The following is a 25,845-nucleotide window of genomic DNA, read 5'->3' as shown; positions in this document are numbered from 1 at the left end:
GCATATTTACTTGTCAGACCGAGAACCTGTCTCAGCAACGGGTTCTACTATACGCAGCTTTTTTGAGGCGCGCAAGCTGAAAAGGGTGTTTGTGAGCACTTCCACAAAATAGCGGATCTTTACATCTAAAAATATATAAGTACACAAAGAAGCCCGACCGGACAACCGGTCGGGCTTCTTACGCTGTGCGCCCCCTGGGACTCGAACCCAGAACCCATTGATTAAGAGTCAATTGCTCTGCCAATTGAGCTAGAGGCGCATATTTACTTGTCAGACCGAGAACCTGTCTCAGCAACGGGTTCTACTATACGCAGCTTTTTTGAGGCGCGCAAGCCAAAAAGGGTATTTGTGAGCACCTTCATAAAAAGCGTATATGTACAGCCCATACAGAAGACCTCCCGCCGTATCGACAGGAGGCCCAGAAGCACTATTTACGGTACTCAGCAATCATCTCTGGCGTAATAACGTCCATAACAGCGGTATTGACGCGCTCAACGATAGGCTCCGCGACATTAGCCTCGGGTACGTCGGCTTCTGCCGACGGAGCCTCTGCTAAAGATTTAGTGATAGCCCCAATCTGGGCGGTGCGCTCACCGGCAACATCATCGAGTACCTCTCCACCACCATGGTGTTCATTGAGGCTTTCGATAATGTGAATGAGCATTTCGCGAAATTCAGGGTTTGAAAGCTCGCCGGCAGATCCCAGCTTGCGGTCAATATTCTCCGCTTCAGCCAACACACGCCGCCCCTCTTCGGTGATACCCAGAAGGTAGCTACGGCGATCTATGGTGTTCCTGGTGCGAAATACATGGCCGTGCGCTTCAAGACGAGCAAGGGTTTTACCCATGGTCTGCGCCTGCACACCTACGAGGGAGGCAACTTTCACCTGTGAAATCATGCCTTCGCGGGCGATGACACCGAGAGCTGTTACGCCAGCGTGAGTGAGCCCAAGTGACTTCAGCTGATCGTTCCAGCTGTATTCCAGCATGCGCGCTGCAGTTGAGAGGAGTCGATTAATCGACCAATTACGAATTTCTGGCATAGCACCATTATAAGCATACTCACCACTTATATGCCTAGACATGACAGGTGCTTGACACAATCCACCGTACACTGAGTAATTGTTGAACAACCCTGTTTTTCCGCTAAAAATCAGCTCTCCTTGCCCCTGATAAGCTGGAGGCAAGGCCGCAGCCCGGTGGGTTGCACCCCTATTCTGTTCACCATGTGAAAGGACGCCCGTGGAACGACTTACTCCGGGAACCCCCGCACCCCAGTTCACCCTGCCCGCTGCAGGAGGTGGAACTGTCACCCTGGCCGACTACGCGGGGCAGAAGGTAATCATCTACTTTTACCCCAAGGCATCTACCCCCGGGTGCACCACCCAGGCCTGCGACTTTAGAGATAATCTGGCCTCGCTCACCTCGCACGGCTACGCCGTCCTGGGCATCTCGCCCGATAGCGTCAAGGCCCTCGATACCTTCACTGAGAACCAGGAACTCACTTTCCCCCTGCTCTCTGATGAAGACCACGCGGTTGCGGAAGCCTACGGAGCCTGGGGCGAAAAGAAAAACTATGGCAAGACCTACGTAGGTCTAATCCGTTCCACTCTCGTCATCGATGAAAAGGGCATCATAGAGGTCGCCCAATACAACGTCCGGGCCAAGGGGCATGTTGCAAAGCTGCGCCGAGATCTAGGCATCGATGCCTAACCGCGACGGCCGTATTTAGCAAAACCTCTCAAGGTGTTGTAGCATAGACACTGTTGTGCTGACAGCACCGCATGCGCGAGTGGTGAAATTGGCAGACACGCAGGATTTAGGTTCCTGTGCCTTACGGCGTGAGGGTTCAAGTCCCTCCTCGCGCACATAGACGAAACACCCGTTCAGCCCGGTTTATCCACGGTTGGACGGGTTTTTTGATAGCTAAAACCTGACGGTAAGGTCTAGGTCAACGTGCCTCAGAACGAAGGGGATTCTCTTATGGCAGCATCAGCCCTGTCTCGCCGCACTCTGCTTCACTATGGTTCCATACTTACCGCTGGGCTAGCCCTTTCAGCCTGTTCGAGCCCGACTGAAGCCGACCCCGCAGCGTCCGCGTCCGCCACCGAGAGTGCAGGCCCCACCTTCCGTTTTGCCCAGGGCGCGCAAGTACTCACCCTTGACCCGGCAGCGACCTACCGGGTAGAAAGCCACCGCATCAGCGCCCAAATTCTAGAACCTCTAGTTCGATCTGATGTCAACACCGGTGAGCCCGCCCCCTCTCTTGCAACCAGCTGGGAGACTAGCGAGGACGGTCTCACCTACACCTTTAATCTGGTTGAGAATGCCACCTTTAGCGATGGCACCCCGTTGACAGCCAGTAGCGTACTGGCCAATATCGAGCGTTGGTCTACTCTGGGAAAAACTGCTCTCACCCGTATGACTCAGCCTTTTCATCAGCTCTTTGGCAGCGCTAAAGCCGCAGACGGCAACGAGATTAAGCCCCTGGTGACCGCCTGGTCGGCACCTACAGATACTAGCCTTGACATCGTTCTCAGCCGACCTTCTCGCAGTTTTCTCAAGGCCCTGAGCCAGCCAGCCTACGGGGTTGTTCTACCCAGCAGTATCGGGGCGGACGGCTACCTCACCGGCTCCCCCATAGGAACCGGAGCCTTTACGCTGAGTTCCTGGGATGGCGGTACCGCCGTCCTCACCCGTAACAGTTCCTACCGGGGCGAGCCCGCCGATCTCGGCACCATCGAGTTCCTTACCATTCCCGATGCCGAAAAGCGCTACTACAACCTGCTCGAAGGCAGCATTGACGCCTACGACCAGGTAGCCCTCAAAGACTACGTCCCCCTGGCCCTTGACGGTTACGCCGTACAGTCCCGCGACCCCTACGCAATTGCTTATATCGGCATCAACCTCTCCCACCCTGCCTTCGACGATGCCCGGGTTCGTCAGGCACTAGCCCGCTCCATCGACCGGGCTGCCATCGTCGAGACCTATTACCCCCAGGGCACCAATACCGCCCCCGACTTCATCCCCGCCCTCTTCCAGATGAAGAAAGAGGACATGGAGCAGGTCTACACCTATAACCTCACCCGCGCCAAAGAACTTCTCAGGGCCAGCACCTACGCCAATCAGGCCATTGATTTCTACTACCCGGTCAACCTGTCACTGCCGTCCCTGCCCTCACCCGAAGGTATCTACTCGCTCATCTCGGCCAACCTGGTCGAGGCAGGCTTCAATATTGTGCCCAAGCCCTACCGCTGGTCGGACGCCGGTACCGAGGACGTACCCACCGCCCACCCCGACTACGGGTTAGAACTGACCGGCTTTATCGGGGCTTTCCGCGACCCCACCACCTTTCTAGGGCATGTACTGACGCCGGCAGCGTCCGCCCCCACCACCATCAGCGAACCCAGCCCGAGCGCAAGCGCCAGTGCCAGCCCCTCCCCCACTTCCACAGCAGCAGCTACCGAACCGACCAAGGCTACTGCCAGCTACGCCAGTATCCGCCAGGCTATCAACGAGGCTGATACCCGCACCGATATCGCCGAATGGCGGGAAGCCTACAAGGACATCAATAACCAGGTAGCCAACCTGCTATCTGCAATTCCTCTGGCCTACCCTGTATCGGGCGTTACCCAGGGCCAGAGGGTGCGCACCTACACGGTGAGCGCCACCTGCATCGATGATTTCTCCACCGTGCACATCGACGACTAGCCCACCGCGGGCGTCCGCAAAAGTGCGTCAAAGAACCGTACGTGTTAGGTAGGTCGCCCTATCTGTACTACGCTAAAGATGAGAACGGGGCCGAGCGGCTCCACCCCAGCCGGTGTCCAGCGTCGGGCACCACAGTCTTAGAGTGACGGAGTGTCAATCACGTGGCAAACGAAGTACAGACCGATGTCGTCCTAGTGGGCGGCGGTATTATGAGCGCAACCCTGGGCGTCCTACTCAAGGAAGTAGAGCCCACCTGGAATATCACCCTGCTGGAGCGTCTGGATCAGGTAGCCCAGGAGTCATCTAACCCCTGGAACAATGCTGGTACCGGCCACTCAGCGCTCTGCGAACTCAACTACGCCCCGGCAGGCCCCGACGGCACCGTAGACCCGGCCAAGGCACTGGGTATTAACGAGCAGTTCCAGGTTTCCCGCCAGCTCTGGGCCTCCCTGGTTGAAGAGGGCAAAATTAAGGACGCCAGCTTCATCAACCCGGTGCCCCACATGTCCCTGGTCTTCGGTGAAGACCACGTGCGCTACCTGGGCAAGCGTTTTGAGGCCTTCGAGAACCAGAAGCTCTTTGAGCGCATGAAGTTCTCTACCGATTTTGACCAGATTCGCCAGTGGGCCCCCCTGGCCGTTGAGGGCCGCGACCCCAACCAGAAGATTGCCGCCACCTGGTCACCCGAGGGTACCGACGTAGACTTCGGCAACCTCACCCAGCAGATGGTGGACTACCTGGTAGAGCAGGGCGTCACCGTCCAGTACGGCCAGCAGGTCACCAACCTCGAGCAGCAGAGTGACGGCAGCTGGCTGGTCAAGGTTAAGAACCGCCTGAACTCCGAGCACAGCCAGACCATTCGTGCCAAGTTTGTCTTCCTGGGTGCCGGTGGCGGTGCCCTCAACCTGCTGCAGAAGTCAGGTATTAAGGAAGGCAAGGGCTTCGGCGGCTTCCCCGTCTCGGGCCTCTTCTTCCGCAATACCAATGAAGAAACCGCTCTCAAGCACAATGCCAAGGTCTACGGCCAGGCTTCGGTGGGTGCCCCGCCCATGTCTGTGCCCCACCTCGACACCCGCTACGTGAACGGCAAGCGCTCCCTGCTCTTTGGCCCCTACGCTGGCTTTAAGACCAACTTCCTCAAGCAGGGCTCCCTGCTCGATCTGCCCCTCTCCCTGCGTCCGGACAACCTGGTCCCCATGATTCGCGCGGGTCTGGACAACGTAGATCTCACCAAGTACCTCATCGGTGAACTGCTCAAGAACCGTGACGAGCGTGTAGCTTCTCTGCGCGAGTACTACCCCACCGCGGTAGCTGACGAATGGGAGCTCATCACCGCTGGCCAGCGTGTGCAGGTTATTAAGAAGGACGCCAAGAAGGGCGGCGTGCTGCAGTTCGGCACCGAACTCATTGCATCGGGCGACGGCTCCATCGCGGCCCTGCTCGGTGCCTCCCCCGGCGCCTCAACCGCCGCCCCCATCATGCTGACCCTGCTGGCCCGTTGCTTCCCCTCCAAGATGAACCAGTGGGAGCCCCGCATCAAGGAACTGGTACCCGGCTACGGCGTCAAGCTCAACGACAACCACGACCTGGCTGACGAGCTCTTTGCCCACACCGCCAAGGTGCTGGGTATCGATAACTAGCCCACCGGCGTCCGCCCACTACCGTGTGGGCTACCCTGTCTCATAGCTGCCCCGGCATCATGCGCCGGGGCAGCTACTGTTTTATCACGAAGCAGACGCTCAGCCAGCTCAAAGGTTTATCATGCTACTGATAAGATGTTTACTGATTAAATCACCGCATGCCCAAAGGACGACACTATGGCTCTCAAAGAACAAACCATTAGCCGGGCGGTTACAGAGGAGGCCCACAAAGAGGCTCCCAAGCCCGCCAAGCTCTCAGATATGAGCGGCTCTAGCTGGAAGTACATCTTCAAGCGCGCCCTGAGCGAATTCACCAACGACGGCTGCACCGATCTGGCCGCCGCCCTGACCTACTTCACGGTGCTCTCTATCTTCCCCGGCCTACTGGCTGTGGTCTCCCTGCTGGGTGTCTTTGGGCAGGGCCAGCAGACCACCAACGCGATTCTCAACTTCCTTGAAGACTACGCCCCGGCTGAAATGCTGACCCTTCTGGAAGAGCCCATCACCCAGCTCACCAGCTCAGACGCCGCAGGTCTGGCCCTGGTGACCGGTGTGGTCGGTGCCCTCTGGACTGCCTCGGGCTACATCGGCGCCTTCGGCCGTGCCATGAACAAGATCTATGGTGTAGTAGAGGGTCGCCCCATCTGGAAGCTGCGCCCCTTCAACCTGCTGGTCACCGCCGCCATGGTACTGATTGTTGTTGCCATGATGCTGGTACTGCTTTCCTCTGAAGACGTGCTGACCACCCTGCAAAACGCCGTGCCCGCTATCGAACTCGGCGGCTTCATCGGCGTATGGATGTGGCTGCGCTACCCCATCATGCTGGTGCTGGCCGTTGTGCTCATTAGCCTGCTCTACTTCGCCACCCCCAACGTCAAGCAGCCCAAGTTCCGCTTCCTCACCCCCGGCGCCGCTATTGCCCTGGTCGTGATGGCTATTGCTGCTCTGGGCTTCACCTTCTACGTCTCGAACTTCGGCTCCTACAATGCCACTTACGGCCTGATCGGTGGCGTTATCGTGATGCTGCTGTTCATCTGGATCATGAACAATGTGCTGCTGCTCGGCGCCCAGATTGACGCTGAGATTCAGCGCGGTCGCGAGCTGCAGGCAGGCATCAAGGCCGAGGACGAGCTTCAGCTGCCCCCTCGCGATGACACCATGGCGATCAAGCAGCAGGAGAAGAAGGAAAACCTCATCGAAGAGGGCCGCAAGATTCGCCTGGCCCATAACGGTGTTGATTTCCAGCAGATGGCCGAGAAGCAGGAGAAGAAGGACTCCGAGTAGGCCCTATGTGCGAGCCCTGTCTTTCGGTCGAGATTTACTGTGCCCCCGTTGCTGGGGCGGACGCTCCGCCCCGGCTTCTTGAGGGCCAGCAGGTGGTGGCGGTGCACGGTTTTGCCTCCATCCCCGAGGTGACCTGGGAACGGACCGGTTGGGTGCGGCAGTTGCAGCGGGCAGGGGCAGATGTCCATCTGGTCACCCTGCCCTATCACCGGCTCGAAGAAGCGGGGCACGAAGGGGCAGGAAAGTCTAGCGGGCAGATAGCCGTCACCTGGCAGCAAGAAGGGCTAGTGACTTCCCTGGGCACAGCCCTTGCCCGGGCTCTGGCAGATGTAGATACACCGGTTCATCTGCTGGGCTATTCTCTGGGCGCCCGCATCTGCTGGCAGGTAGCGCTCAGCTCCCCGCACCTGGTACAGAGCCTGACGCTCGGAGGCCTGCCCCTAGCAACCCACCTCGATGAGGTGCAGTCCTATCTATCGGCGCCTTCCGCCGCCCCCGGCACCTCCATTCCAGAGGGGCTCGAAGCCGTCCTCGATACCAGCCCCCTGCCCCGCGCTGCGCTGGCCGCTTTTACAGCCCAGCCGGTTGAGCCTTTCACACCGAACAAACTACCTGCCTGCCCCACCCTCCTCTTTGCCGGCAGCGACGATACCCTAGCCACCGGGTTCCCTGCCCTTGCAGCTACCCTGCCGCACCCGGCGTCCGCCTATCTGGAGCTAGCTGGCCGCGACCATATTAGTGCCCTGACCAGCGGGCAAGCCCGTCGGGCATCCGCTGACTTCATGGCCCGTCATGCGGTCTCACGAGCTGGCAGCGAGCCGGACCACACGGTAGCGTAGAGAGTAGCAGCAGGTAGCTACCTGCCGATATTTTTCCCCTCCCGCTATCGAAGGAGCCCCATGCACAAGGTCAAGGCCGTCGTCTCTCTGGCCAAGGATCAGCCCGTTGAAGTTGTTACCATCAATGTGCCCAACCCCATCAAGGGCGAGGCCCTGGTGAAGGTGCTCACCTGCGGTGTCTGCCAGACCGACCACCACTACGTCCAGGGCGGGGTCGGCAACGACTACCCCTACCTGCTGGGCCACGAGTCAGCCGGTATCGTCGAGGCGGTGGGCGAGGGCGTCACCAACGTTGCCCCCGGCGACCTGGTCATTCTCAACTGGCGGGCTGTCTGCGGCGAGTGCCGGGCCTGTAAAAAGGGCAAGCCCCAGTACTGCTTCGCCACCCACAACGCCACCCAGAAGATGACCCTGGAGGACGGCACCGAGCTCTCCCCCGCTCTGGGTATCGGCTCCTTTGCCGAGAAGACCCTGGTGGCAGCCGGCCAGTGCACCAAGATTGAGGCTGAGCTGACCGAAGACCAGTATGCCGCTATCGGCCTGCTGGGCTGCGGCGTCACCGCCGGTCTGGGCGCTGTGCTCAACACCGGTGAAGTAGCCCGCGGCGAGTCAGTTGCCGTCATCGGCTGCGGCGGCGTAGGTACTGCCGCTGTTGCCGGCGCCAAGCTGGGCGGGGCAACCACCATCATCGCCGTTGATATTGACGACGAAAAGCTGGCCCGAGCCAAGGAGCACGGCGCCACCCATGTGATCAACTCTAAAAACCAGGACCCGGTAGCCGCTATCAAGGAGCTCACCGACGGCTTCGGTGCCGACCTGGTTATTGACGCTGTGGGCGTTGAAGCCACTTTCAAGCAGGCCTTCGAGGCCCGTGACCTGGCCGGACGCGTCGTTCTGGTAGGCGTACCCGCACCAGGTACCACCTGGCAGGCCCCCCTCGATGAGGTCTTCGGGCGCGGCGGCTCCATCAAGTCAGCCTGGTACGGCGATACCCTGCCCTCCCGCGACTTCCCCATGTTCGTGCAGCACTACCAGCTGGGCAACCTCGACCTGGACGGCTTCGTCTCAGAACGCATCAGCCTTGACCAGGTCAACGAGGCTTTCGAAACCATGAAGACCGGTAAGGTCCTCCGCTCGGTCGTTGAGCTCTAGGAGTTATCACCATGACAGAACGCATTGAACGAGTTATCACCTCCGGCACCTTTTCCCTGGACGGGGGAACCTGGGACGTCGATAACAACGTCTGGATTATCGGCAACGAAACTTCCGTGGTCATTATCGACCCCGCCCACGACGTCGATAAGATTTCGGCCAAGGTTGCAGGGCGAACCGTTGAGAAAATCCTGCTGACCCACGCCCACGACGACCACATCCGCTCAGCTAAGGAAGCCGCCGACCGATTCGACGCCCCGGTCTACCTCAACCCGGCAGACCGTCCGCTCTGGGAGATGGTCTACCCCTCCTGGGACTTCGACAAAGACCTGGCAGAGGGCGATACCATTACCGTCGGCTCCACCGAGCTGAACGTCCTGGCAACCCCGGGCCACTCCCCCGGCTCCGTCTGCTTCTACGCCCCCACCCTCTCCTGGGAGAACTCAGAGGGCGTGCTCTTCTCGGGTGATACCCTGTTCAACGGAGGGCCCGGCGCCACCGGCCGCTCCTTCTCCAGCTTCGAGACCATCATCGAGTCAATCTCAACCAAGCTCTTAACCCTGCCCGAATCCACCGCTGTGCTCACCGGCCACGGGGACTCCACCGGCATCGGCCTAGAAGCCCCCGAACTCGAGAACTGGATCAAGCGCGGCCACTAGCCGCGAGGGCGTCCGCCCCCCTCAGCCTATGCCAAGGGGCCCTACCGTCAGTTGACGGTAGGGCCCCTTGTGTTTGGAGTGATGAGGGTGCGGCGCTAGGGCAGTAGCGCCAGACGCTCCTCGTAGGTGCGACGCCACAAGAACCCGTAGAGATGCCCCAGGCAGAAGTACATCGCAGCGGCGATGAGAGGAATAATCAGGGCCACCTGGTAACTGTAGGAGCCGCTCAGATCGGCTGCCCACACGAACCCTACCGCGATACCACCCAGGGAACATGCCTGCAGGGTAGAAAGAGCGAGGTCGAGGTTTTTGCGCACCGAGAGGCTGGTGGCTACCGAGTCCATGGTGACCAGGCAAATACCGTAGGCAAGACCCACGCTAATCAGAGGAATCACCATGCCCACAGCTGAGGTGGGCAGCGACAGGGTCATGGCGGTAAGGGTCAGGCACACCCCGCTCACCAGCCAGGCCCCCCACCCGAACATAGGCAGGCGGTCAAAGAGCACAAACAGGGCAGAGATAACCGCGCACAGACCGAGCAGGGCGATCAGGAAGCCGGTCACGCCCATCTGGTCAGTCGAAATAGCGTAGGCCACGATAGCTGCCTGGGTTGCGCCCAGGGATAGTCCCAAGCAGATGGTGCCCAGCTGGGGTATCCAGAGTAGGGAGCGGCTTACGCCGCGCAGGGGCTTGCGGCGGTTGCCCCCGCTGACATCTCGGGTCTCAACCGGCAGGTTTTCCGGGCGCCACAGTAGCATGAGCAGGCCCAGCACATCGAGCACAATCACCGCGAAGAGGGCCGACTGGGCCGTCAAAAAGACCGTGGTCATACCGGCAATAACGGCACCGGCCGGTAGGGCGATGACGTCGAACATGGTTTCAAGCGAAATGGACGCGTTGAGCTTACGGCGGTCCTTGGTGGTGAGGTACTCGGCGCTCCAGTAGCTTCGCATCACCGCCCCCAGCGGCACGGTGGTCACTCCCGTCACCGCGCAGGCTGCGAGGAACCGGCCAATAGACCCGCTACTGGTCTCAGCAAAGTGCAGGGACTCCAGCATCAGCCACATCAGGGCCAGAATATTGAGCACTGTAACGGCAAAAAATATTCTTCGCTGGCCCCAGCGCTCAGAAATCGACCGATAGACCGGCACCATGAGAGCCGCACTCAGTCCCACCGTACCGGCGGCGTACCCGCCGAGGGTGGCCTCATTATTCTGCACGGCCAGCATCATCATCACCGCCAGCATCACCATAGCCGCGGGCAGGCGCATGAGCAGGGAGAAGAAGAGGAAGCGCCGGCCGTGGGCCAGCAGCAGGTCGCGAATACGGGTGCGGGCATACTCGGTTGAAATGCGCAGGCGAGTGACGCTCTCTCGCAGGTTATTCCGCAGGTCGGAGCCACTGGGCCACTGGCGGTCGCGCCGGTAGCCCAGCCCCGTGCGGGGAGAAGAGCTACGATTCTTGGGGTTACGGTGGGGGCTCACGCTGCTCCTGCATCTGCGACCAGGGATGAGCCCTGGGGCGAGCTTGTAAGGACGATGTGCTTGTTAATGCGGTTCTTCATCTCGGCCACATGCGAGATAAGGCCGATGACTCTCCCCCGCTCGCGCAGGGAGTCGATGGTGGTCATGACCTCTTCGAGGGTTTCATCGTCGAGAGAGCCGAAGCCTTCGTCAACGAAGAGGGTGTCGATGTCGATACCGCCATTGGCCTGCTGCACGACGTCGGCAAGCCCCAGTGCCAGGGCCAGGGATGCCATGAAGGTTTCACCGCCCGAGAGGCTTTCGGGGCGGCGGCTGGCGTTGTGCCAGGCATCGAAGATGTCGATAGCCAGGCCGGATTTCTTGTTGCGCCCCTCTGCCCGGTCGGTGTGTTCCAGGCGGTAGCGGCCGTGGGTCATTTTTTCGAGGTGCTCACTGGCTGCCTCGGCTACCTCGGCGAGCTGGTAGGCCAGCACGTAGGACGTCAGCGTCATGTGCAAGCGGTTATCGCTGCCAGGGGCCGCTGTGGCGGTCGCTGCGAGCTCGCGTTTGAGATGGGCGTCTTCGAGTAGCAGGCGGCTCTTTTCTAGGGTCGCTTCGAGCAGGCTCAGCACCTCGTGCAGCTCCTCGCGAGCACCGGTGAGGCGGGTAGCGTGGCTAATGTAGCTATCGCGCTGGGCGCTGAGCTGGGCGATTGCTGCCTTGAGCTGGGCTAGTTGTTCGGGGGCAGGTGGTTGGCCGCCGTCCGCCTGGAGCTGGGCGATAGCTGCCAGAGCAGGGCTAGTGAGCTGGGCTGTGACTGCCAGGGTGCGGTCGCGGTGGGTGGTGATCTGTTGCTCTAGCTGGCTGGCCTGGGCCTTGGTGAGTAGCTGGGCTTTTACCTGCTGGGCGTCCTTGAACTGGGCTTCTTGTAGGGCCTTGTTCAGTTCTTCCTGGGCGGACGTCTGGGCTTGGGCCTGCCGCTCCCGATCGGCGTAGGCGGCGAGCAGGGTGGGCAGCTGCCTGGTCAGCCGGTTGAGGGTGGCGATACGGTCGGCTAGGCCTGGGCCCTGTCGGTGGGGTGCCAGCTCGGCTTCAAGGCTTTCTCTCTGAGCGGTGAGCTGGTGCAGTTTGGCTTCTTCGCTCGTGTGCTGGCGTTCGGCTTCGGCCAGGTCTGCCCGGCTGGTCTCAAGGGTTTCTTCGGCGGTGGAGATGCGTTGGGCGAGGGCTTTGCGGTGGGCGACCTCAGCCTGGGCCTGGTTGAGGCTCTCCTGGGCAGAGGTCAGAGCTGCCCGGGCTTCTTCGGGTTCAGGGGTGCCCTGCTCTACCAACTGGTCGAGGGTGCTCTGGGCTGAGCTCAGGGCGGCGAGCGCCTGCTGGGCTTTTGCTTCTGCCGCGTCGCGCTGGTGCTTGGCGCGGGTGAGGGCTTCTTCTGTGACGGGTGGTGTGTTTTGGTCGTAGCTGGCGGGGGCGGGGTGGTCTGTAGAGCCGCAGACGCTACAGGGTTGGCCGTCGGTGAGGGTTTCGGCCAGGATCTGGGCTGCGGCGTCAAAGCGCTGGCGCTGTAAGGTTTCGGCTTGGGCGGACGCCTTCCGTCGGCTTTCTTCGGCCCCTTGGGAGGCCCGCTGGGCGGCTTCTAGGTTGGTGCGGGCCTGGGTGAGGCGGTCGGCGGCGGTGACCCGGTCGCGAGCCTGGGCCAGCAGGGCGCGGGCAGCTTCTTCGCGGGCGGTAGCCTGCTCGGTTTTCTCGTAGTCCTGGCGCTGCTGGGTGAGGCTCTGCTGGGCTTCTTCTAGGGCCTGGGTGAGCTGGGTGCGGCGGGTGGTCAGACCCTGGAGGGTGCTGGTGCTGGCCTGTGCCTGAGCGGCCAGGTTTGCGATGTCTTTTTCTGCCTGCTGGTAGCGGGTGAGCTGGTCGATGTGGGCGCTGGTGAGTTCGCTCAGCTGCTGGCTGGCATCGTCGGTGAGGGCGGTCTCGAGGGCGTCCTGGGCTTGGGTGAGCAGGTCGTATTCGAGGGCGGTTTCGGTGAGGTTTTCCCGAGCGGATGCCAGGAGCCTGCGGGTGCTGCCCAGGTGGGTTTCTGCCCGCTCTGCTGCCTGCTGATAGGCGGTTGCTGCCTGTTCAGCCACTGTTACCCGAGGCAGAATCTCAGCAGCTACCCTGTGCTCTTCGAGGCGGGTGAGGCTGGCAGCTATCTGGCTCTCCTCGTTTGCCAGGATTTCCTGTTCCTGGGTGAGCTTGAGATAGGTGGCCCAGTCTTTTTGCAGCTGGGCGGTTTCGGTGTGCTCGTTTGCCAGTGTTTCGAGGTCGTGGGCAGTTTTGTCCCGCCGCTCTTCTAGACTCTGAATGAGATCTGCTAGCTGGCTGAGTACCTGGCGCAGGTGGTCGGGCAGGCCCGCTACAGAGGTAGGTTCGGTGTCTTCTGGTGTGGAAGAGCTTTCGGTGCTTCCGTTTACCTCTTGCCCCAGGGCCCGTTGTGCCTGGTCGGCCCGGGCTGCCTGCTCGGCACGTTCTGCCCGCTGCTCTAGCACCCGCAGATCCTGCTGGGCAGCCTGGGCTGCCGCGGCGGCGTCCTTGGCGTATCTGTGGAGCAGGTCCTGTACCTTCTCGAAGTCCTCGGTGCCAAAGAGCTGCTTGAGCAGCTGCTCCCGCTCCCCGGAGGTAGCGACCAGGAAACGCTGGAACTGCCCCTGGGGCAGCAGCATGACCTGGTTAAACTGCTGGGCATTGAGGCCCAGCACAGAGAGCATGAAATCGCCGGCGTCCTTGTGGCGGGTGATGGCCGGGTCTGGCTCCCAGCTGCCGGTGGCGGTATCAAACTTCTCAATCAGGGTTTTAGCCTGCTCGGTGATTGTACCCTCACCGCGTTTCTTGGGGCGCTCGTAGGCCGGGCTACGGTCAATCCGGTAGCGGTCGGTGCCGATGGTGCAGTCCAGCAGCACCCGGGGCTGCACGTGAGGCTCAGCAAACCGGGATTTCAGGTCGGTGCGCCCCGATGAGGTGGAGCCGTAAAGGGCGTAGCAGATGGCATCGAGAATAGATGACTTGCCCGAACCGGTAGGGCCGTTGAGCAGGAAGATGCCCTCTCGGTTGAGGTCGTCAAAGTCGATGGTGACGGTTCCCGGGAAGGGGCCGTAGGCGGTCAGTTCTAGTCGGTGAATTCGCATTTAGTCGCTCGCTCCCCTGGTACGGGCCTGGTCTAGGACGTCGGTGAGATAGGTGGCTTCAGCCTCGTTGAGGGCACGACCGCGCACGTGCTCGTAGAAGGACTCGCAGATAGCCTGAACGCTCTGGCTCTCGCGGGTGCGGCGGTAGCTGTGCTCTGGGCGACTTTCGGCGCCTTCGGGAGCGAAGAAAAGTTCCTGGACGTGCTCGTAGTGGGCTTTGAGCCTATCGAGGGCAGCGGCTGGGCGCTCAGCGTCGGTCAGGGTAATACTGACAAAAGCCCGGCCGTAGGCCGCCACGGTGCTTTCGGCAAGCACCTCGTCGAGAGTGCCCTTGAGGGTCTTGAGCACCAGGTGGGTTTGCCAGGTATGTTCATTCACCTCGATAGTTCCGTCAGGAGCTACGTCGATAATCCAGGCCCCCTTACGGTGGTTTTGCTCGCTAAAAGAATAGGCCAAAAGAGAGCCGGAGTACCTGACGGTATCGGTAACCTTCTGCCGCCCGTGCAGGTGCCCCAGGGCGGTGTAGCTGGCAGCGGCAAAGGTGCTCGCCGGCACCTGCTGCACCCCGCCCACCGAGATATCGCGTTCTGACTCTGAGGGCTCTGAACCCGTGGCAAAGCAGTGGGCAAGCACCACCGTGGCGGCAACCTGGCGGGTAGCGGCGTCCTCTTCCACCCTCCTCATAGCTTCAGCCAGCACGCTCGCGTGGCTGGCCTCGGTGCCCCAGCGGGCAGCAATCGGGCGCGGCTCTAAGTAGGGTATGCCGTAAAAGGCCACCTCAACGCCCCCGGCAGCCAGCAGGACGGGCTGGCCCACCTGGGTTTGCGAGGTCACCAGGTGCACGCCCGCAGCGCTCAGCAAAGAAGAGCCAAAGCCCAGGCGAATAGCCGAGTCGTGGTTACCACTCGTTGCTACCACCTGTGCCCCGGCCTGCACCAGGCGGGTCAGGGTACGGTCAAAAAGTTGCACGGTCTCGGTGCGGGGCTGGGCCTGATCATAGACGTCACCGCTGATCAGCACCACGTCGATGCCCTGTTCCTGAACCAGGTTCACCAGCTCATCGAGCAGCTGCTCGGCATAGGAGTGCAGGGAGGTACCGTGAAAGGTTCGGCCCAGGTGCCAGTCAGAGGTGTGCAAGATACGCATACCACCAGTTTAGTGGTCCCACTCTTACCCCGCTTTAGAATAGGGAGCATGACTTCTGTTTTTCCTGCCCCCGATGCCCTCTCCCCCGCCTACCGGTCGGCCTTACGCGGCTCCCTGCTGGGTACCGCCCTGGGGGATGCCCTGGGCTACCCCCTAGAGACCAGCACCGTAGAACAGATTGCCGAGCACTGGGGCGGGCGTACGGGAGCCGACCTTATCGCGGCTATCGCCCGGGAACCCCTGCTGGTTTCAGACGACACCCAGCTCACCCTGGCAACCCTCGACGGGCTCACCGAGGTGCTGGAGTGGAACAACGAGGGTCAGGCAGCCGATGAGCTGGCCTGCATCTGGCTAGCCTACCTGCGCTGGTACGCAGGCACCGGCCACCCGGCGCCCGAGACCGCCCCCTATTCCCTTCCCCGCCCCCTCGATGCGCTTCAGGTGATGCGCCAGCAGCGCGGCCCGGGCAAGGCCACCCTGGCAGCCCTTGCCACGGGGGAAATGCAGTTTATCTCTAAGAACATCAACCCGCAGGCCCTGGGCACCGGGGCGCTCATGCGCTCTGCCCCCTTCGGTTACCTGCCGGTAGCCGATGACGCTACCGTCATCAAGCTATCCGCCCACGCCGCGGCCCTCACCCACGGCCACCCCGAGGCCATCATCTCTGCAAGCGCCTACGCCCTGCTCATTCGCTACCTGCTGGGTAGTGCCAGCCAGGGTGCCGGGCAGGCTCCCCGCCCCGGTGTGCTTAAAGCCTGCACCCAGCAAGTGCTGAACTGGCTGGGCACGGTGGAACAAAGCCAGGCCCTACCCGGCGATGCCGCGCTCACCCGCACGGCGCTGGGCACCGCCGTCCGCCTGGCTCAGCACGAGGCGCAGGTGGCGGACGCCCGCCCCCACTTCGGCGAACTCCTGGTAGCTCCCGATGTGCTCGGCTACGCCCTCTTCTTAGCTCTTCGGGCAGAGGCGGACGTCGCTGCGGGGAAGCTAAGCCAGCAGCAGGCAGTGAGGGAAGCCCTGGGCGCGGCAATTGCAGTCACCGGCGATTCAGATTCAATCGGGGCTCTGGTCGGCTCCCTGCTCGGAGCGCTCTGGGGCGACACTGCTTTCCCGGCAGACCTCGCCCCTGCTACCGACGCCGCAGAAGCCCTGAACCTGGTTGAGGTAGCCTGGTTCAAGCAGCTTGGGGTGTAGGTAAGGGCAGGCAGGCTCGCAGCGAAACTGCTGGCTGCGGGGCTGGCGTGAATCGCTTGTGAGCGCTAGCGAACCAGCGAGAGGGTCGGCAGTGAGCGTGAGCCTGTCTGCCCTTCTTTCGCTAGGGTTCCTAAGCTGCAAGCACCTCTGTGCGGTGGTCCAGGTACCATTCGTCAGCGCGTTCCACGGCCAGGCGTTGGATAGCTCCGCCCATGCCATTGCGCATGGTGTAGGCCAGGGACTGCAGCGGTAGCAGGCGGGCCACTATTTTGGCGCGTTCCAGCTGGGTTTCATCGAGCGCTTTAGAGAGGGAATCCCAGCCGTAGAAGTTACCCAGGGCTGCGTGGTCAACGGCCGCGTCCCCTACAGAGGCGTGGTCCCAGTCGATAACGCCGACCAGTTTGTCGCCGTTCCAGAGAATATTGTGGCCGGCTAGGTCGCCGTGGACGAGAACCGGTGAGGCAGGTTCCAGGGCCAGTACCCGGTCTATGGCTGCGTGGGCTACCTTCTGGGCGCCGGTGAGCAGCTGGGGTACGACCTGCTCGCGTAGGAGCACCTCCCAGTTATCGCGTCCACCCCAGTGCTCGTGCACCATATCGAGGTAGGGCCCGTAGCCGCTGAAATCTACCGAGTGGATAGCTTTGACCAGGGTGGCAAGCTGCTTGGGTGGGGCCGAGCCATGCAGGCGGGGCTCCCCCTTAATCCAGGTTAGCCCTACAGCGGTGAAGCCGTTTCGGGTGATAACCCGGGTGATGGGCCGGGGTACCGCAAAAGGGAGGTCCTGGGGTAGCCGCCGCAGGATCTCAGTGCGGCGGGCTACCAGGTGCCCGGTTTGCTGGGTTTTGGCGATACGCACACTCAGCTCCGACCCCATGTTCACGATAATGTGGGCAGAGCCGGTGGTTCGAATATCCCAGCGGTCGCGGGGAATGTTCAAACCGGCTTGCTCCATCACCGCCGTGACCACGGGAAGAGCCTTCATCTGTTCAATGAGTGTAAGGTGCGCTGCCATAGGGTACCTCGTACAGGATTGTTACTGGGCCAGGGCGGCCTGTAGGTGGGGAAGAAGCTTGGCTAGGGCCTGGCTCCGGTGGCTGATGGCATTCTTGACATCGGCGGGCACCTGAGCGCAAGAGAGGCCAGCGTATTCGCCGGTGAAACCGTCGGCTGCCAGGATCGGGTCATAGCCGAACCCGCCCTCACCGCGGGGCTCGCGCAGCAGGGTTCCGGCAAGCTCCCCCTCCTCCACAGCCTCTTTACCTTCGGGGGTAACCATCGAGGCGGCGCAGACGAAGCGGGCGCGGCGGTGTTCATCGGCGATATCTGAAAGCTGCGCTAGGAGCAGGTTGAGGTTGGCTTCATCGTCTCCGTGCCGGCCGGCCCAGCGAGCGCTGAAAATACCGGGGGCACCGCCCAGCACGTCGACCGACAGGCCTGAGTCGTCGGCAATAGCAATCAGGCCGGTAGCCGCGGCTACCGCGCGGGCCTTCAAGAGAGAGTTCTGGGCAAAAGTAACGCCGTCTTCAACCACGTCGGGGGCACCTGCTGCACCAGCGTCGATCACCTCGGTGTCAACGTCCAGCCCCTCGATAGCGCCGCGCAGCATCTCGCGGAACTCGCGCAGTTTCCCCTGGTTGTGGGTGGCAAGAACGATTTTGGCGGGCATTAGTCCTCCAGGGCTTCGCGCTGGATCTGGGCTAGCTGCGCGGTGCCGTGCAGGGCTAAGTCGAGCAGGGAGTTCAGTTCGTCGCGGTCGAAGGGGGCGCCCTCTGCGGTTCCCTGAACCTCAACGAATTTGCCTTCGCCGGTGACGACCACGTTCATATCGGTCTCGGCGCGCACGTCTTCTTCGTAGGGCAAATCCAGCATGGGAACCCCGTCGATGATGCCCACTGAAATAGCGGCAACAGAACCGGTCAGGGGCTTGGCCTTGGCCGGGATAATGCCCTGGGCCTGGGCCCACTTGATGGCATCGGCCAGGGCGATGTAGGCGCCGGTGATAGCGGCGGTGCGGGTACCGCCGTCCGCCTGGAGCACATCGCAGTCGAGCACGATGGTGTTCTCGCCCAGCTCAGCGGTGTCGATGACGGCGCGCAGAGAGCGGCCAATCAGTCGAGAAATCTCGTGGGTGCGGCCGCCAATCTTGCCCTTGACCGATTCACGGGTGTTACGGGTGTTGGTAGCGCGCGGTAGCATGGCGTATTCTGCGGTGACCCAGCCGGTGCCCTGGCCCTTGAGCCAGCGGGGCACGCCCTCGGTCAGTGAGGCGGTGCAGAGCACCCGGGTGTTACCGAATTCGATGAGGGCCGAACCTTCGGCGTTCTTTGACCAGCCGCGGGTGACGGTGATGGGGCGGAGCTGGTCGGGGGTGCGGCCGTCGCCGCGCAGGGTGGGTGCTGCCATGTTTTCTGTCATGGTTTCAGCCTAGCGTCTGTTGCCCGGGGCGTACAAAAACACGGGCGCTTTTCTGCACCCGTGTTGTCTGCGGTGGCTACTTGTGGGCAGGGGCGGCAGCTAGCTCCCCTGGTGGCGGCTAATGACGTTCAGGGTGGTGGTCTGTGGGTTGCTGGCGTATTCCTCGGGGCTACGGCGGGGGTTGACCCGGTAGGTTGCCGAGGCCTCAGCCACCGATATCGGCCCGTCAAAAACGCTCTTGGCTTCGGCCAGAGCAACAGCGGGGTCGTTCCAGATGGGCAGGTGGGTGAGCAGCAGGTTGCGGACGCCCGCCTCGGCTGCCGCTTCACCGGCACGTTTGCCGGTCAGGTGGATGCCGCGCAGGGCGTCGTCGCGGCCCTCCTGGTAGGCCGCTTCGCAGAGGAAAAGGTCTGCCTCGCGGGCTGCTTCAATCAAGCCGATGCAGGAGTCGGTGTCGCCGGAGTAGGTGAGCACGGTCTTGCCTTCACCGGTTTCGCACTCGATGCGCAGGGCGTAGGGCTCCTTGGTGGGGTGTACGACTACGTGCGGGGTCACTGTGAAGGGGCCGATTTTGACCTCGGCGTGGTTGGTCCACTCGTGGAACTCAAACTCGGTGTGCATGCCCGGTTCGATGGGCAGGCCGTGGGTGTTGACCAGGTACTGGTGAATATCGCTGGGCCCGTAGAGGGGAATGGGTCCCTTAGACCAGCCGTTGGGGTTCCACTTGACCGCTACGTGCAGCCCTGAGAGATCGATGCAGTGATCGGGGTGCAGGTGAGAAATCAGGATGGCGTCGATATCTTCGAGGTTGATGTGGGACTGAAGGGTGCCTAGGGCGCCATTGCCCATATCAACGATAATGCGCCAGGTCTTTCCCAGGTCATCAATGGTCGAGACCATGTAGCAGCTGGCCGCTGCGTTGGGCCCGGGGAAAGAACCGGTACAGCCTATGACGGTCAATCGCATCAGTGGCCTTCCTTCTTCTGTGTGTGTCTGTGGGTTAGGGAGTGTCTGTGGTGATGGTAATGCGCGGGGTGGTAACAGTCTGGGCGATGAGTTCAGGGGGAACGACGGCTAGGGAGCCGGTGGGGAATCGTTCTGCCACCGAGTTGGTGTGGCGCACCTTGGCGACCTCGGGGCCCAGGAAGCGGCGAGCTAAGTGCTCGAAGGTTTCGGTTTCGCCGGTGGCCAGGAATTCGTGGGAGGGCGGCAGGACGGCAGGGCGCTCTAGGCCAGCTCGCAGCAGGGCCTTATAGACGTCCTTAGCCGACTCTTCCGAGGACGACACGAGGGTAACGTCGTCCCCCATGATGTAGGAGATGACGCCGGTGAGCAGGGGGTAGTGGGTGCAGCCCAGCACCAGCGTATCGACCCCGGCCTCCTTGAGAGGAGCCAGGTATTCTTCGGCAGTCTCAAGGAGCTCAGGGCCGCTGGTAATGCCCTTTTCAACGAACTCTACGAAGCGCGGGCAGGCCACAGAGTAGATTTCAAGGTCGCTCATGACCGAGAAGGTGTCTTCATAGGCCCGGGAGGTCACGGTAGCTTCGGTGGCGATGACGCCGATTTTTCGGTTGCGGGTTGCAGCCACTGCTCGGCGGGCGGCGGGCTGGATCACCTCAACCACCTGAATACCGTACTTGCGGGTGTAGCGCTCGCGGGCGTCCCTCAGTACAGCGGCCGACGCCGTGTTGCAGGCGATGACGAGGAGCTTGACCCCGGAGTCCACCAGCTCATCCATGATGCTCAGGGCGTGGGCTCGTACCTGGGCGATGGTCAGGGGGCCGTAGGGACCGTGGGCGGTGTCGCCCACGTAAATCACCGACTCGTGCGGTAGCTGATCCATGATGGCGCGGGCAACGGTCAGGCCGCCCACTCCCGAATCGAACACGCCGATGGGGGCACTTGCAGTGGGTTCGGCAAGCACCTGACTACCCCAGGGGGTGACGAGTTTCGGGTTGGTTTCACTCATTACACACCTGACATTAGCTAAAGGTTGAAGAAAACTGTAGGGCGCCCATCGCAGCGACCGGCTTTTGAGTGGACTATCACGCCCCGGCGCCCGCGCGCGGCGTCATAATCGGTCACGAAAGATTATTTACGGTGCGGACGGCCCCGCCCCAGCGTCGTCCAAGCCCAGTAGGAGGCTCTGCATGAGGCTTTCTTGCAGCCAGGTAACGAAGTTGTAGAGCAGGGCCATGTAGTCTTCGGTGCTCTCTACGCTGCCCCAGTCGGTGTGTTCGCCGATGCGGTCGGCGTCCTCAGCGCTGTTGATTCCTAAGCGGGTGCCCAGGGTCAGGCGCACATCGTTGAGGGCAGCGGCCCAGCTATTAGCCCGCTCGGTATCTAGCCGCACAACCCCGGCCTGCAGGTCCATGGAGGCCTGGGTGAGGTGTTCAATTTTGGCCCGGCGTAGAGAAAGGTCGGTGAAGCGGCGGTATTCGTCGGCAACTTCCGGGTCGTCGCTCGCCACCGGCAACATGCGGGCAACAGCAGGGTCACTGGGAACACTAGCGGTCTCAGAAATCCCCACCAGGGCCGCCAGGGGGTCGGCGTTGGGGTCTTCTTCCGGCTCCAACGCCAGGGCGACGTCCTCAAACAGGCGGGTGAGCACCTGTACCTCTTCAGGGGTGAAGCGAGCGGTAATTCCGCGGGAGGTTGGGGTAAAAGGTTCAGCCATAAGACTATGCACCTGCCTGCTCGATGGTTGCCCACAGGCCCCAGGTATGCAGGGCGGTGGTGTGCCGTTCGGCCTCTTCTTTGGAGCCGCTAAAGACGGTGGCCTTACCTTCGGTGTGTACCTGCATCATAAGCTGGTGGGCTTTTTCGGTGCTGTAGCCAAACTGGGTGCGCAGCACATAGGTCACAAAGCTCATCAGGTTAACCGGGTCATCCCAGACAATGACCGCCCAGGGCAGGTTGAGCTGGGTGCTCTCGTCTAGGGCTAGATCGAGCTCAAGATCTGCCAGGGTGTCGGTGGCTGAGGCAGCCGAAGGCATAGGGCGTACTCCTTAGGTCATTTGTACCTTATCTATCATAGGGCTCTTCTTTCGCTGTACCCTAGCTCGTTCACTTTCGGGGCAAGCAGAACCGCGGCGGTAGGGCTGGGCTTGGGCACGGTCAAAGGATAAAGTTATACCCGTGACTCAAAAAACTTCCCTCCTCACCGACCACTACGAGCTGACCATGGTGCAGGCTGCCCTAGCCTCTGGCGCTGCCCACCGACGCACCGTCTTCGAGGTTTTCACCCGCAGGCTTTCGGGCGGACGCCGCTACGGTGTCTTGGCAGGCACCGGCAGGTTGCTTGAGGGGCTGGAGAACTTCCGCTTTGATACCGAAGAGCTGGAGTTTTTAGCCTCCCGTAAGGTGGTCAATGAGCAGACCCTGGATTACCTTGCTAACTTCCGTTTTTCCGGTTCTATCCGGGGCTATGCCGAGGGTGAGGTTTTCTTTCCTCACTCCCCCGTCTTGCAGGTTGAGGCATCCTTTGCAGAGGCCTGCCTGCTAGAGACCTTTATTCTCTCTATCCTTAACTTTGACTCTGCCGTCGCTACCGCGGCCTCCCGTATGACGGTTGCCGCGGGCAAGCGTCCCTGCCTTGAGATGGGCTCCCGCCGGGCCCATGAGCAGGCTGCTGTATCTGCCGCCCGCGCCGCCGTCATTGCCGGCTTTACCGCCACCTCGAACCTTGAGGCAGGACGCCGCTACGGGCTCCACACCGTCGGCACCAGCGCCCACGCCTTCACCCTGCTGCATGACTCCGAGCGCCAGGCTTTTGAAGCTCAGCTAGCCTCTCTGGGGGTGGGCACTACCCTGCTGGTCGACACCTACGATGTTGAAAAGGCAGTGAACCTGGCCGTTGAGCTGGCAGGAAAGGAGCTGGGTGCCGTCCGCCTGGATTCTGGTGACCTGGTTGCCCAGGCCCAGAAGGTGCGCGAGCAGCTCGATGCCCTGGGCAACACCGGCACCAAGATTACCGTGACCAGTGACCTGGACGAGTACGCTATCGCGTCCTTAGCTGCCGCCCCCGTCAACGCCTACGGGGTGGGCACCAAGCTGGTCACCGGCTCCGGGGTTCCTACCTCTTCCATGGTTTATAAGGTGGTTCTGCGTGAGAACTCCCAGGGAGTGATGGAGCCTGTCGCTAAGGCGTCCTCGGGTAAGGCATCTGTGGGCGGCAAGAAAACCGCCGTCCGCCGTCTTGATACCACCGGTACCGCCACAGCCGAAGTGGTGGGGCTTGATATTGAGGCTCCGGCTGACTCCAACGACCGCCCCCTCATGGTAGACCTGGTGGTCGACGGGCAGATCCAGCCCGGCTTTACCGGGGCTGAGGGCGTGCGCCGAGCTGCCGAGCGTCATGCCCGTTCCCTCACGGAGCTGCCGGTGGCCGCTACCCGTCTCTCCCCCGGCGACCCGGTCATTCCCACAGAATTTGTCTCTTAAGAAGAAGGATCACACGATGTCAAAAGCACTCATTATTGTTGATGTTCAGAACGACTTTTGCGAGGGCGGCTCGCTCGCTACCGAGCGTGGCGCAGAGGTTGCTGCCCTCATTAGCGAATATGTAGAGAACCACCACGGCGACTACGAGGCAATTGTGGCTACCCAGGACTGGCACGTTGACCCCGGCACCCATTTTTCTGAGAACCCCGATTTCAAGGACTCCTGGCCGGTGCACTGCAAGGCCGAGAGCCACGGCGCCGAGCTGCATGAGGATCTCGATACCGACTACATCGAGGCCTACTTCCGCAAGGGCGAGTTTGAGGCCGCTTACTCGGGCTTTGAGGGGCTGCTGGCTCCCGAGGATTCTGTGATGACCGGCGAGCGCGAGGCCGGTGCCCCGGCTCAGGATGATACCCCCAAGGTGTCGCTGGATGACTGGCTGGCTGAGCGCGATATTACCGATGTTGATGTGGTGGGCATTGCCACCGATTTTTGTGTGAAGGCTACTGCGCTGGATGCGGTGGATGCTGGCTATGAGACCCGTGTGCTGCTTGATTTGACGGCCCCGGTTGATGAGGACGCCCTCGATGAGGTGAGCGATGAGCTTGAGGACGCCGGGGTAACGGTCACCGAGGTGCTGTAGCCCAGGAAATTTGATGTTCTAGTGGCTGTGCTTGTGGTGCTAGCAGGCTGGCACATGGTTGGGTCTACGGCGGCTGGTGGTTGTGGTGCTAGCAGGCTGGCTCGGGGCTTACTCTACGGGGGCCGGTGGTTGTGGTGCTAGCAGGCTGGCTCGGGGCTGGCGTTTAAGGGTGCCTGCTGGCACCACAACCATCGGCCCTAGGCAAGAGTACCTACTTACGCCCCACGAACCAGTCCTGCAGCTTGTCCAGGCGGGCCTGGAGCTGTTCTGCTGAGGCCTGGGCAACGGCGGGCCCGCCGCAGATTCGGCGTAGTTCATTGTGGATAGAGCCGTGGGGTTTGCCGGTGCGGGCTGCCCAGGCTGCCACGTTTTTGGCCAGCTTGTTGCGTAGGTCTTTGAGCTGACGGTGGTCGACGACCTGGGGGGCGGCGGACGCCGGTCGGCGGGAGGCGTGGTCTTTTTGGCGGGCGCGGAGCAGGGTGCCTACCTGGTCGGCGTCGAGTAGGCCGGGGATGCCGAGGAAGTCTTGTTCTTCGTCGGAACCGATTTCAAGACCGCCGGAGGCGAATTCGGCGCCGTCGAAGAGGACGCCGTGGAAGGATGCCTGGGAGCCGATGGCTTCGAATTTGCCGCGGGTGAGCTGGTCGCTGGCGACTTCTTCTTTGTTAGCTTCTTCGATGAGGTGGTCGTCTAGGCCTTCGTTGAGGGGGTCTACTACTTCATCATTTGCGCCCTTGCGGTCGAGGGCGTGGTCGCGTTCGGTTTCCATTTCGTTGGCCAGCATCATGAGCTGGGGTACGGAGGGTAGGAAGACCGAGGCGGTTTCGCCGCGCTTTCGGGAGCGGACGAATCGGCCGATGGCCTGGGCGAAGAAGAGGGGGGTTGAGGTTGAGGTGGCGTAGACGCCGACGGCTAGGCGGGGGACGTCCACGCCTTCGGATACCATGCGCACGGCGACCATCCAGCGGGCAAGACCTGCGGAGAATTCTTCAATGTTGTTGGAGGCTTCTTTGTCGTCGGAGAGAATGAGGGCGGGTTTTTCGCCGGTGATTTTTTGGAGCTGTTTGGCGTAGGCGCGGGCGTCGGCGTGGTCGGTGGCGATGACGAGGCCGCCGGCGTCTGGAACGGTGCGGCGTACTTCGGTGAGGCGTTTGTCGGCGGCAGCGAGTACGGTGGGGATCCATTCGCCGTCGGGGTTGAGGGCGGTGCGCCAGGCTTGGGCGGTGACGTCCTTGGTAAAGCCCTCCCCCAGGTTGGCTGCCATTTCTTCGCCAGCGGAGGTGCGCCAGCGCATCTGACCCGAGTATGCCATGAAGATGACAGGGCGCACGACGTGGTCTTTGAGGGCAGGGCCGTAGCCGTAGGAGTAGTCGGACTTTGAGCGGCGGATGCCGTCGGCGTCCTCCTCGTACTGGACGAAGGGGATGGCAGCGGTATCGGAGCGGAAGGGGGTACCGGTCAGGGCCAGGCGGCGGGTGGCCGGTTCGAAGGCTTCTCGCAGGCCATCGCCCCAGGAGAGGGAGTCGCCGGCGTGGTGGATTTCGTCCATGATGACCAGGGTGCGACCGTTTTCGGTACGGGCCCGGTGCAGCATGGGCTTGTTGGCGACCTGGGCGTAGGTGAGGGCGACGCCCTGGTAGCCGCGTCCCATGGTGCCGTCGGAGTTTTTGAAGTTGGGGTCGATGGAGATGCCAACCCGGGCGGCAGCATCGGCCCACTGGCGTTTGAGGTGGTCGGTGGGGGCAACCACGGTCATGCGGTTGATGGTGCCGCGGTTGAAGAGTTCCTTGGCGACGGTGAGCGCGAAGGTGGTTTTACCTGCACCGGGGGTTGCCACGGCCATGAAGTCGCGGGGGTTCTCGGTGAAATACTTGGTCATGGCCTCGGCCTGCCAGGCGCGGAGCTTGGGGGCGGTTCCCCAGGCGGCGCGGTCGGGGTAGGCCGGGGGCAGAGGCGGGTTGGAACCTTCACCGAAGAGTGGTAGCTGGCTGTCGTTCATCTCGTATCTTCCCTTCCCTCTGTGGCTGCCCTCAAGGTTTTTGGGCACCACAAAAGTTTAGCCCCATTCGGGAGCGAATGGGGCTATGAGTCATCTC

At 61.9% G+C, this 25,845-nt stretch carries 22 protein-coding genes and 2 tRNA genes; 11 read left to right on the top strand and 13 right to left on the bottom strand.

Features of this window, described 5'->3' with window-relative positions; translation table 11 throughout:
* Window positions 1-186: 186 nt before the first annotated feature.
* Window positions 187-259 (bottom strand) — tRNA-Lys (locus ACED88_RS02895).
* A 168-nt stretch (window positions 260-427) separates the two neighbouring features.
* Window positions 428-1,042, bottom strand: coding sequence for a MarR family winged helix-turn-helix transcriptional regulator (locus tag ACED88_RS02890; protein WP_237194255.1), 615 nt, complete (start codon window positions 1,040-1,042; stop codon window positions 428-430).
* Between the two features lie 199 nt (window positions 1,043-1,241).
* On the opposite strand from ACED88_RS02890, the gene bcp reads away from it, so the two are divergent.
* From bcp to ACED88_RS02850, 8 genes are all read left to right on the top strand, one after another.
* Window positions 1,242-1,712: a thioredoxin-dependent thiol peroxidase gene (gene bcp / locus ACED88_RS02885; RefSeq protein WP_185174486.1), complete on the top strand. Its 471-nt coding sequence runs from the start codon at window positions 1,242-1,244 to the stop codon at window positions 1,710-1,712.
* Window positions 1,713-1,785: 73 nt separating this feature from the next.
* Window positions 1,786-1,867, top strand: a tRNA-Leu gene (locus ACED88_RS02880).
* 115 nt (window positions 1,868-1,982) lie between these two features.
* The gene (locus tag ACED88_RS02875; protein ID WP_449108009.1) at window positions 1,983-3,710 is read left to right on the top strand and encodes an ABC transporter substrate-binding protein; all 1,728 of its coding nucleotides are present in this window, start codon (window positions 1,983-1,985) and stop codon (window positions 3,708-3,710) included.
* 161 nt (window positions 3,711-3,871) lie between these two features.
* A complete protein-coding gene (locus ACED88_RS02870; RefSeq protein WP_449108008.1) occupies window positions 3,872-5,350 on the top strand; it encodes a malate:quinone oxidoreductase in 1,479 nt (492 codons plus the stop codon).
* A gap of 177 nt (window positions 5,351-5,527) precedes the next feature.
* Complete coding sequence (locus ACED88_RS02865; RefSeq protein WP_449108007.1) at window positions 5,528-6,634, top strand: YihY/virulence factor BrkB family protein; 1,107 nt, start codon at window positions 5,528-5,530, stop codon at window positions 6,632-6,634.
* Window positions 6,635-6,639: 5 nt separating this feature from the next.
* Window positions 6,640-7,473 (top strand): alpha/beta fold hydrolase, encoded by an 834-nt coding sequence (locus ACED88_RS02860; protein WP_449108006.1) that lies wholly within the window; start codon window positions 6,640-6,642, stop codon window positions 7,471-7,473.
* A 60-nt stretch (window positions 7,474-7,533) separates the two neighbouring features.
* Window positions 7,534-8,625 (top strand): S-(hydroxymethyl)mycothiol dehydrogenase, encoded by a 1,092-nt coding sequence (locus ACED88_RS02855; RefSeq protein WP_449108005.1) that lies wholly within the window; start codon window positions 7,534-7,536, stop codon window positions 8,623-8,625.
* An 11-nt stretch (window positions 8,626-8,636) separates the two neighbouring features.
* Window positions 8,637-9,284, top strand: coding sequence for an MBL fold metallo-hydrolase (locus tag ACED88_RS02850; RefSeq protein ID WP_449108004.1), 648 nt, complete (start codon window positions 8,637-8,639; stop codon window positions 9,282-9,284).
* A 95-nt stretch (window positions 9,285-9,379) separates the two neighbouring features.
* Here ACED88_RS02850 and ACED88_RS02845 read toward each other — a convergent pair whose 3' ends face one another.
* From ACED88_RS02845 to ACED88_RS02835, 3 genes are read right to left on the bottom strand one after another with little or no spacing between them, the layout of a single operon-like run.
* Window positions 9,380-10,768, bottom strand: a complete 1,389-nt coding sequence (locus tag ACED88_RS02845; RefSeq protein WP_449108003.1) for an MFS transporter — start codon at window positions 10,766-10,768, stop codon at window positions 9,380-9,382.
* Window positions 10,765-13,908, bottom strand: a complete 3,144-nt coding sequence (locus tag ACED88_RS02840; protein ID WP_449108644.1) for an AAA family ATPase — start codon at window positions 13,906-13,908, stop codon at window positions 10,765-10,767. Before ACED88_RS02840 ends, ACED88_RS02845 begins: the two co-directional genes overlap by 4 nt.
* Window positions 13,909-15,054 carry an exonuclease SbcCD subunit D gene (locus tag ACED88_RS02835; RefSeq protein ID WP_449108643.1) on the bottom strand — a complete coding sequence of 382 codons (1,146 nt, stop codon included), beginning with the start codon at window positions 15,052-15,054 and terminating at the stop codon, window positions 13,909-13,911. It lies immediately after the preceding gene.
* 48 nt (window positions 15,055-15,102) lie between these two features.
* On the opposite strand from ACED88_RS02835, the gene ACED88_RS02830 reads away from it, so the two are divergent.
* Entirely contained in the window at window positions 15,103-16,248 is a 1,146-nt protein-coding gene (locus ACED88_RS02830) for an ADP-ribosylglycohydrolase family protein (RefSeq protein ID WP_449108642.1), read from the top strand.
* A gap of 130 nt (window positions 16,249-16,378) precedes the next feature.
* Here the strand turns inward: ACED88_RS02830 and ACED88_RS02825 are convergent, their stop codons facing one another.
* From ACED88_RS02825 to clpS, 7 genes are all read right to left on the bottom strand, one after another.
* Entirely contained in the window at window positions 16,379-17,260 is an 882-nt protein-coding gene (locus ACED88_RS02825) for a phosphotransferase (RefSeq protein ID WP_449108641.1), read from the bottom strand.
* 21 nt (window positions 17,261-17,281) lie between these two features.
* Window positions 17,282-17,914: an RdgB/HAM1 family non-canonical purine NTP pyrophosphatase gene (gene rdgB, locus ACED88_RS02820; protein WP_431463899.1), complete on the bottom strand. Its 633-nt coding sequence runs from the start codon at window positions 17,912-17,914 to the stop codon at window positions 17,282-17,284.
* On the bottom strand, window positions 17,914-18,651 hold the full coding sequence (gene rph / locus ACED88_RS02815; protein ID WP_272881100.1) for a ribonuclease PH: 738 nt from the start codon (window positions 18,649-18,651) through the stop codon (window positions 17,914-17,916). The genes rdgB and rph overlap by 1 nt, the downstream gene beginning before the upstream one ends.
* Before the next feature lie 111 nt (window positions 18,652-18,762).
* Complete coding sequence (locus ACED88_RS02810) at window positions 18,763-19,629, bottom strand: MBL fold metallo-hydrolase (protein WP_237204510.1); 867 nt, start codon at window positions 19,627-19,629, stop codon at window positions 18,763-18,765.
* Window positions 19,630-19,663: 34 nt separating this feature from the next.
* A complete protein-coding gene (murI, locus tag ACED88_RS02805; protein WP_449107996.1) occupies window positions 19,664-20,632 on the bottom strand; it encodes a glutamate racemase in 969 nt (322 codons plus the stop codon).
* Window positions 20,633-20,758: 126 nt separating this feature from the next.
* A complete protein-coding gene (locus ACED88_RS02800) occupies window positions 20,759-21,340 on the bottom strand; it encodes a DUF2017 domain-containing protein (protein WP_237185880.1) in 582 nt (193 codons plus the stop codon).
* 4 nt (window positions 21,341-21,344) lie between these two features.
* Window positions 21,345-21,659 carry an ATP-dependent Clp protease adapter ClpS gene (clpS, locus tag ACED88_RS02795; protein ID WP_135013391.1) on the bottom strand — a complete coding sequence of 105 codons (315 nt, stop codon included), beginning with the start codon at window positions 21,657-21,659 and terminating at the stop codon, window positions 21,345-21,347.
* Window positions 21,660-21,801: 142 nt separating this feature from the next.
* Here clpS and ACED88_RS02790 point away from each other — a divergent pair, with 142 nt between their 5' ends.
* Both ACED88_RS02790 and ACED88_RS02785 read left to right on the top strand, forming a co-directional pair.
* The gene (locus ACED88_RS02790; protein ID WP_272878825.1) at window positions 21,802-23,106 is read left to right on the top strand and encodes a nicotinate phosphoribosyltransferase; all 1,305 of its coding nucleotides are present in this window, start codon (window positions 21,802-21,804) and stop codon (window positions 23,104-23,106) included.
* A 16-nt stretch (window positions 23,107-23,122) separates the two neighbouring features.
* Complete coding sequence (locus ACED88_RS02785; RefSeq protein WP_237199971.1) at window positions 23,123-23,749, top strand: isochorismatase family protein; 627 nt, start codon at window positions 23,123-23,125, stop codon at window positions 23,747-23,749.
* Between the two features lie 211 nt (window positions 23,750-23,960).
* Here ACED88_RS02785 and ACED88_RS02780 read toward each other — a convergent pair whose 3' ends face one another.
* On the bottom strand, window positions 23,961-25,748 hold the full coding sequence (locus ACED88_RS02780; RefSeq protein WP_237234095.1) for a DEAD/DEAH box helicase: 1,788 nt from the start codon (window positions 25,746-25,748) through the stop codon (window positions 23,961-23,963).
* Window positions 25,749-25,845 lie beyond the last annotated feature (97 nt).

This window comes from Rothia sp. 11273D007AR (genome assembly GCF_053547255.1).
Note: the sequence above shows the minus strand (reverse complement) of the source record. Positions and strands in the feature narration are given on the sequence as shown.

Excerpts from the sequence above, each read along its gene's own strand:
- ACED88_RS02890 (WP_237194255.1), bottom strand. The coding sequence starts at position 1,042 with ATGCCAGAAATTCGTAATTGGTCGATTAATCGACTCCTCTCAACTGCA.
- ACED88_RS02875 (WP_449108009.1), top strand. The coding sequence starts at position 1,983 with ATGGCAGCATCAGCCCTGTCTCGCCGCACTCTGCTTCACTATGGTTCC.
- ACED88_RS02865 (WP_449108007.1), top strand. The coding sequence starts at position 5,528 with ATGGCTCTCAAAGAACAAACCATTAGCCGGGCGGTTACAGAGGAGGCC.
- ACED88_RS02860 (WP_449108006.1), top strand. The coding sequence starts at position 6,640 with ATGTGCGAGCCCTGTCTTTCGGTCGAGATTTACTGTGCCCCCGTTGCT.
- ACED88_RS02855 (WP_449108005.1), top strand. The coding sequence starts at position 7,534 with ATGCACAAGGTCAAGGCCGTCGTCTCTCTGGCCAAGGATCAGCCCGTT.
- ACED88_RS02850 (WP_449108004.1), top strand. The coding sequence starts at position 8,637 with ATGACAGAACGCATTGAACGAGTTATCACCTCCGGCACCTTTTCCCTG.
- ACED88_RS02840 (WP_449108644.1), bottom strand. The coding sequence starts at position 13,908 with ATGCGAATTCACCGACTAGAACTGACCGCCTACGGCCCCTTCCCGGGA.
- ACED88_RS02835 (WP_449108643.1), bottom strand. The coding sequence starts at position 15,054 with ATGCGTATCTTGCACACCTCTGACTGGCACCTGGGCCGAACCTTTCAC.
- ACED88_RS02830 (WP_449108642.1), top strand. The coding sequence starts at position 15,103 with ATGACTTCTGTTTTTCCTGCCCCCGATGCCCTCTCCCCCGCCTACCGG.
- ACED88_RS02825 (WP_449108641.1), bottom strand. The coding sequence starts at position 17,260 with ATGGCAGCGCACCTTACACTCATTGAACAGATGAAGGCTCTTCCCGTG.
- rdgB (WP_431463899.1), bottom strand. The coding sequence starts at position 17,914 with ATGCCCGCCAAAATCGTTCTTGCCACCCACAACCAGGGGAAACTGCGC.
- rph (WP_272881100.1), bottom strand. The coding sequence starts at position 18,651 with ATGGCAGCACCCACCCTGCGCGGCGACGGCCGCACCCCCGACCAGCTC.
- ACED88_RS02810 (WP_237204510.1), bottom strand. The coding sequence starts at position 19,629 with ATGCGATTGACCGTCATAGGCTGTACCGGTTCTTTCCCCGGGCCCAAC.
- murI (WP_449107996.1), bottom strand. The coding sequence starts at position 20,632 with ATGAGTGAAACCAACCCGAAACTCGTCACCCCCTGGGGTAGTCAGGTG.
- ACED88_RS02800 (WP_237185880.1), bottom strand. The coding sequence starts at position 21,340 with ATGGCTGAACCTTTTACCCCAACCTCCCGCGGAATTACCGCTCGCTTC.
- clpS (WP_135013391.1), bottom strand. The coding sequence starts at position 21,659 with ATGCCTTCGGCTGCCTCAGCCACCGACACCCTGGCAGATCTTGAGCTC.
- ACED88_RS02785 (WP_237199971.1), top strand. The coding sequence starts at position 23,123 with ATGTCAAAAGCACTCATTATTGTTGATGTTCAGAACGACTTTTGCGAG.
- ACED88_RS02780 (WP_237234095.1), bottom strand. The coding sequence starts at position 25,748 with ATGAACGACAGCCAGCTACCACTCTTCGGTGAAGGTTCCAACCCGCCT.